Annotated in this window: 5 protein-coding genes; all 5 read left to right on the top strand. The window is 73.6% G+C overall.

Going from position 1 to position 6598, the window contains the following annotated elements; all coding sequences use genetic code 11:
* Positions 1-101 precede the first annotated feature (101 nt).
* The 5 genes from Q0R63_RS13165 to Q0R63_RS13145 all read left to right on the top strand — a co-directional run bounded on the left by Q0R63_RS13165 (position 102) and on the right by Q0R63_RS13145 (position 6491).
* Positions 102-929: an ABC transporter ATP-binding protein gene (locus Q0R63_RS13165; RefSeq protein WP_366521128.1), complete on the top strand. Its 828-nt coding sequence runs from the start codon at positions 102-104 to the stop codon at positions 927-929.
* A complete protein-coding gene (locus tag Q0R63_RS13160; RefSeq protein ID WP_295697965.1) occupies positions 926-2155 on the top strand; it encodes an ABC transporter permease in 1230 nt (409 codons plus the stop codon). Before Q0R63_RS13165 ends, Q0R63_RS13160 begins: the two co-directional genes overlap by 4 nt.
* A 5-nt stretch (positions 2156-2160) precedes the next feature.
* Positions 2161-3066, top strand: a complete 906-nt coding sequence (locus Q0R63_RS13155; protein ID WP_295697962.1) for a hypothetical protein — start codon at positions 2161-2163, stop codon at positions 3064-3066.
* Entirely contained in the window at positions 3059-5386 is a 2328-nt protein-coding gene (locus Q0R63_RS13150; protein WP_295697960.1) for an HlyD family efflux transporter periplasmic adaptor subunit, read from the top strand. The genes Q0R63_RS13155 and Q0R63_RS13150 overlap by 8 nt, the downstream gene beginning before the upstream one ends.
* A gap of 271 nt (positions 5387-5657) precedes the next feature.
* A complete protein-coding gene (locus tag Q0R63_RS13145) occupies positions 5658-6491 on the top strand; it encodes an alpha/beta hydrolase (RefSeq protein WP_295697957.1) in 834 nt (277 codons plus the stop codon).
* Positions 6492-6598: the final 107 nt, after the last annotated feature.

Genomic DNA, 6598 nt, shown 5'->3' with positions numbered 1-6598 from the left:
ACCGGGACGGGTGGCGCGGGCGGCGGTGGCGGCGCGGGTGCCGGCGGTGCCGGCGGTGCCGGCGGCGGCGGCGGCGGCCAGGGCGCACCGGGGGCCGGCCAGTGACCGCGCACCTGTGGGCCCACGAGGCGGGCTCGGCGGACCTGTCCGGGACGACCGACGAGGCGGAGAACCCCTTCCCCCTCGACCCGGCCGAGGGGGAGGGCGACGGCGAGGCCCAGCCGATCATCCTCCTCGAGGACGTCTCCAAGACCTACGCCACCGGGTCGCTCGAGGTCGCTGCGCTGGACGAGGTCACCCTCACGATCGAGCAGGGCGAGTACGTCGCGATCATGGGCCCCTCGGGGTCGGGCAAGTCGACGCTCATGCACATCCTCGGGTGTCTCGACGTCCCCTCGGCGGGGCGTTACGAGCTCGCCGGCGTGGCCGTGAGCGAGATGGACGAGGCCGAGCTCGCCGAGGTGCGCAACCGCCGGATCGGCTTCGTCTTCCAGCAGTTCAACCTCCTCCCCGCACTCAACGCCTGGCGCAACGTCGAGCTCCCGCTCGTCTACGGCGGCGTCCCTCGGGCCGAGCGTCGACAGCGGGCGGAGGAGGCGCTGACCAGGGTCGGCCTCGCCGACCGCTTCGACCACCGGCCCGGAGAGCTCTCCGGCGGTCAGCAGCAACGGGTTTCGGTCGCCCGCGCCCTCGTGACCGACCCCGACCTCATCCTCGCCGACGAGCCCACCGGCGCCCTCGACTCGGTCTCCACCGCCGACCTGCTCACCCTCTTCGACGAGCTCCACGACCAGGGCCGCACGATCGTCCTGATCACCCACGAGCGGGAGGTCGCCGAACGGGCCCACCGGGTCGTCACCATCCGTGACGGTCACCTGGCCGAGGGCCACGACGCCGCCCTGACCCAGGCCGCCGGAGCTCTCCGATGAACTGGAGCGAGACGGTCCGGACGGCCTACGAGGCGATCCGCACCCGCAGGCTCCGGTCTGGTCTGACGGTGCTCGGGATCCTCATCGGCATCGCGGCCGTGATGCTCACCGTCGGCCTCGGGCAGGGCGCCCAGGCCAAGGTCGCCGCCCAGATCAACCAGCTCGGGTCCAACCTGCTCATCGTCTCTCCGGGGAGCACGACCTCCTCGACCGGTGTCCGCGGCGGCCGGGGCAGTGCCACGACGCTGACCTCGGACGACGCGGCCATGCTCGCGGACAAGCGGGTCGCGCCCGACGTCGCCGCGGTCGCCCCGGTCTCCACGTCGTCGCAGTCACTCACGGTCGGCACGACGAACTGGACGACGAGCGTGGTCGGGACCACCCCCGACTGGCTGTCGGTCCGCGCCCGCACCATGTCGTCGGGCCGCTTCATCACCCAGGGGGACCTCGACAGCGGGACGCTCGTCACCGTCATCGGCGGGACCACGGCGACCCAGCTCTACGGGGGACGCGACCCCGTGGGCCAGAGCGTGACGATCAACAACCAGACGTTCACCGTCATCGGCGTGCTCGCCTCGGTCGGCTCGAGCACGACGAGCGACGAGGACGACCAGGCCATCGTCCCGCGCACGACCTTCGCCACCCGCGTCTCCACGACGGCGAACAGCCGCAGCGTCTCGACCATCTACCTGCAGGCTGCTGACCAGAACAGTCTCTCCGCGGCATACCAGGAGGCGGATGCCGCACTGCTCACCAGTCACGGGGTCACCGCCACGGCAGCGGACTTCACCGTCAACAGCCAGCAGTCGCTGGTCGCCACGGCGACGAGCACCGCCCAGACCCTGACCGTGCTGCTCGCCGGGATCGCGGGAATCTCGTTGCTGGTCGGGGGAATCGGGGTCATCAACATCATGCTCGTCTCTGTCACGGAACGGATCCGCGAGATCGGCCTGCGCAAGGCGCTCGGCGCGACCCCGCGGGTGATCCAGCGCCAGTTCCTCGTCGAGGCCAGCCTGCTCGGTCTCGTCGGTGGCCTCCTCGGGATCGGACTGGGTCTCCTCGGGGGAGCTCTGCTCCCGCGCTTCCTCGATCAGCCGGTGACCATCTCCCCCATCGCCGCCGTGGGTGCGCTCGCGGTCGCCCTCGTCATCGGCGTCGCAGCCGGGGTCTACCCCGCCAACCGCGCCGCCCGCCTAGCTCCCATCGATGCCTTGAGAAACGAGTAGATCGCATGATCCGCACGAACCACATGACCAGCACGAAGAGCACCGTCGTCGCCGTCGCCACGATCGCTGCCGCCCTCGCCCTGTCCGCGTGCGGGGGGTCGACGAACACCTCGTCGGGCTCCTCCGCGACCAGTGCCGCCGGCGCCAACGGCGGCCAGGCCCCGGGTCAGCGCGCAGGTCGCGTGCCCGGCACGAGCGGACTCATTGCCGACGTGCAGGGCACGACGATGCAGGTGCAGGGCCCGACGGAGCAGATCGCCGTGACCTTCACGACCGCGACGAAGGTGACCAAGACGGTGGCCGGGACGGCGAGCAGCGTCACGGTCGGGTCGTGCGTGGTGGTGCGGGACGGCGCGAACCGGGCCGGTGCGACCGGCGCCACGGCGTCGGCAACCCCGGCGACGGCCGTCACGGCGACGACGATCGAGGTCAGCCAGCCGGCCAAGAGCGGTGCCTGCACCGGGGCGGGTTTCGGGGCCGGTCTCGGTGGCGGGCCGGGAGCCGGGGGCACGCAGCCCCAGGGTGGGCCGCCGACGGGCGCCCCCACCGGCGCGGGCGCGCGGGCCGGAGCCGCGGGGTTCGGTGTCGTGGGGACGGTCACCGCGGTCAACGGCGCCGTGCTGACGGTGCATCCCCAGCAGCGCCGCCAGGCGGCGGGCGCCTCGGCCACCAGCCCGGCCACGGTGGCTGACGTCGCGGTCACGACGACCGCGTCGACCACCTACACGGTCACGCAGAAGGGCAGCACCGCCGACGTCAAGGTCGGCGAGTGCGTGACCGCCACCGGCAAGGCCGACGACACCGGCACCGTCGCCGCGACCGCGCTCGCGCTGAGGGCGGCCACGAACGGCCAGTGCACCACGGGACGTCGCGCGACCGGCGCGGCGGGGACGGCGACAACCAATGGCTGATCGACGGGCCTCCCTGTGGCGCCGCACGTGGCTCCGGCGCACGACCGTCGGCGTGGTCGTCGCCGTCGTCGCCGGTGGGGCGTATGCCGCACACGCCGCCATCGCATCGACCCCCAGCTCATCCCGCTACCGCACCACTGCGGTCACGAGTGGGTCGATCGACCAGCGCCTGCCGTTCACCGGCACGGTCACCCGGCTGAGCCAGGTCACCGCCGCGTTCCCGGTCAGTGGCACCGTCGCCTCGGTCGATGTCGCCCTCGGTGACAGCGTCACGGCCGGCCAGACCCTCGCCACGCTCGACACGACGGCGCTCGACCAGGCCGTCCTCGACGCCAAGGCGGCCCTGGCCCAGGCCCAGGCACAGCTGGAGTCCGACTCCACGGCATCGACGACCACCGGCACCACCGGCACCACCGGCACCACCGGCAGCACGAGCGGGACCGGCAGCACGAGCGGGACCAGCTCGGCCGGGACCGGCAGCTCGGCCGGGTCGGGGTCCTCCCGAACGGGCTCATCCTCGTCCAGCGGGACCGGGTCGAGCGGTTCGGGATCGACGACCGGGGGCACGACCGGGGGCACGACCGGAAGCACGGGCAGCCCTGGTACCACGGCCGGCACAGTCGATCTCGCCCCGCTCTCGGCGCTCACCATGGCCGTGACCCAGGCCATCGCCGCCCAGCAGCGCGCCTGCCTCCCGGTCCTCGGGGCGATCGGGACGACGCCGACCGGCACACCGACGGGCACGCCGACCGGCACCCCGACCGGCACCCCGAGCCCGACGGGCACGGCGACGACGCCGACCGGCACGTCGACGACGCCGACGACGTCACCCTCCACCACGTCGGGCACCACGTCGGGCACCCCGTCGGGCACCCCGTTGGGCACATCGACCTCGGCGACCACCGTGCCAACGCTTGCCAGCTCGGCTGCGTCGACGGTGCCGACCGACACCCCGACCACCGCGGCGACCGCGGCCGTGACCCAGGCCCTCCTGCCGACGCCGCTCTCGACGACCGCCATCCTCGCCGAGCAGGCGGCATACCTCGTGGCGGCCCGTCCCGGGGCGGGCGGCACCCCGCAGCCCACCGATACCTCCGGTCCTCCGTCAGGCACGCCGACCACGACGGGCACACCGACCGCACCGCCGACCCCCCCGACCACCGCGCAGGTCCAGCTCTGCGTCTCCGCGATGCAGGCCGTCGCCACCGCGCAGGCGAAGGTCTCGGCCGAGACCCAGCGACTCGTCAAGGCCACGCACACCGGTGGTCCGACCGGCGGCTCGACCGGTGGTTCGACGCCGCGTTCGGCGACGCCGGCACCCACCGGCTCGACCGGCTCGACCGGCTCGACCGGCTCGACCGGCTCGACCGCGGGATCCACCGGCTCGACCTCCCACACCACCACCTCGGGCGCCTCGGCCTCCGGCAGCAGCGGCGCGTCAGGGACCAGCAAGACCGGCGCGGGCGCCAGCACGAGCGGTCAGACCGCCGCGTCGCGAGTCCTCCAGGACGAGATCGCCGTGACGACCGACCAGCACGCCCTCGCTACCGCGACCACCAACCGCGCAGGGGCCACCCTCAGAGCGCCGATCGCCGGCACCGTCGGGTCGATCGCCTTCGCGGCGGGTGGGTCCGCGGGGACGAGCTCCGGCATCGTCGTCGTGGGCACCGGGGCAGCGTCGGTGCTCGTCGACGTCCCGCTCACCAACCTGCCCCGCGTCGAGAAGGGCCAGCCGGTCCAGGTCACGCCCGCTGGCGCCACGCAGGCGGTCGCGGCCACGGTGTCGACCATCGGACTGCTCCCCGCGACCACGACCGGGTCGACACCGACCTACCCGGTCACGGTGCTCGTCCCCACCGCCGGCCAGGCCCTGAGCACCGGGTCACGGGCGGACGTCGCCATCGTCGTGTCCAGCGTCACCGACGTCCTCACCGTGCCGGCCTCGGCGGTGACGATGCTTCCGACGGGTACCGGCGTCGTGGGAGTCCTCAGCAAGGGGGTCGTCACCTCGACTGCGGTCACGACCGGCGCCGTCGGCGGGGGGCTCGTCCAGGTGACCAAGGGTCTGACCGCCGGGCAGGAGGTCGTCGTCGCCGACACCACCGCGGCCCTGCCGACGACCACGACCCCCATCCGTGGGCTGACGGGAGGCACGGCAGCAACCGGCTTGGGCGCTGCTGCCGGAGGTCTCGGCGGCGGCGGCACTTTCGGCGGTGGCGCCGGCACTTTCGGCGGTGGTGCCGGGACCTTCGGCGGCGGAGCTGGTGGGGGTGCCAATGGCGGTGGTGGCGCACCGGCGGGCGGCGCGGGGGGCCGCTGACCCCGGCCCGTGGATCCTGCCGCCAGGACGGGCGGGACCAGCACCCTTACCCCCGTGGGGAGTTCCACGATCCGGAGGCGACGCTGGTGCGGAACGCGTGAGCAGCGCCTCGGCGGCCTGCCTCGAGCGCCTCCCCCGGTAGGGGAGGGCCGGCGAGCGCGGTCGGTGAGCCCGACCGCAATGGTGTGGTCGCATGGGCCTCACGAGGGGTGAAATGGGACATGATGGTCCGGGAGAGGTGAGGGCCTCGAGAGCTCAGAGAGGCGCGTCGTTGTTCGAGGTCACACTTCGCGACGGTGGTCGGGTCATCGGGGAGTCGTGGGGGTCCGGCCCGGGCCTCGTCCTGGTGCAACGGAGCCTGTCGGTCCGGGCCGACTATGCGCCCCTCGGAGCGGCTCTCGCGGGCCGTTACACCCTGCACGTCTACGACCGCCGTGGACACGGCGACTCCACCCCGCGCGGGGCCTACCTCAGCCTCCGCCAGGAGGTCGACGACCTGCAGGCCGTCCTCCGGGAGACCGGTTCCGCGGCGGTTCTCGCGCACAGCAGCGGCGCCCTCGCCGCCCTGGAGCTGGCCCGCCGGCAGGAGCTCGCCGGTCTCGCCCTCTACGATCCCGGGGTCTCCCTGGACGGGTCCATCCCCTACGACTGGGTGCCGGAGCTGCTGGCCGCCGTCAAGGCCCGTGACGACGCCCGCGCGATGGCGATCATCTCCCGCGGCTTCGGACGACCGGCCTGGATGGCGCCGCTGCCGCTGTGGGTCCGGCTCGCCCTGGTGCGGGTCTTCCTGCAGTCCGGTCGCGGCCGGATGTTTCGCACCCAGCTCGATGCCGGCACGTCCGAGCTGCTCCAGGTCATTGCTCACGACCGCAGACCCGAGACGTATGCCGCCATCCACGCGCCGCTCCTCCTCGCGGTCGGAAGCACCAGCCACGGCCACTACCTCGCGACCGCCGAACTCCTCCACGCCGCTGTCCCGGGCTCCCGGCTCAGCATCGTCGAGGAGAGTCGGAGCAGCCAGCAGGGGGTGCCGCCGGGCCTGCTCCTCCCGTTGCTCGAATTCCTCGACGGCTGCCACCTCCCGCGCGCGGCGACGGCCGACTGAGGCGGCTGGGCGCGCCCGGTCAGCGGGTGGGCTGGAGCTCCCGAGCCTCCTCGACGGGCGGGACGGCGTGGTCGGTGCCGACCGCGAGCATCCGCTCGTCGAACGGG

The organism is Lapillicoccus sp. (assembly GCF_025353065.1).
In the GTDB taxonomy this organism is placed as follows: Bacteria; Actinomycetota; Actinomycetes; order Actinomycetales; family Dermatophilaceae; genus Lapillicoccus.
The sequence above is the reverse complement of the archived record's forward strand: the minus strand, read 5'-3'. Positions and strand labels throughout refer to the sequence as shown.

Coding starts and splice junctions, on each gene's coding strand:
- Q0R63_RS13155 (WP_295697962.1), top strand. CDS start 2,161: ATGATCCGCACGAACCACATGACCAGCACGAAGAGCACCGTCGTCGCC.
- Q0R63_RS13150 (WP_295697960.1), top strand. CDS start 3,059: ATGGCTGATCGACGGGCCTCCCTGTGGCGCCGCACGTGGCTCCGGCGC.
- Q0R63_RS13160 (WP_295697965.1), top strand. CDS start 926: ATGAACTGGAGCGAGACGGTCCGGACGGCCTACGAGGCGATCCGCACC.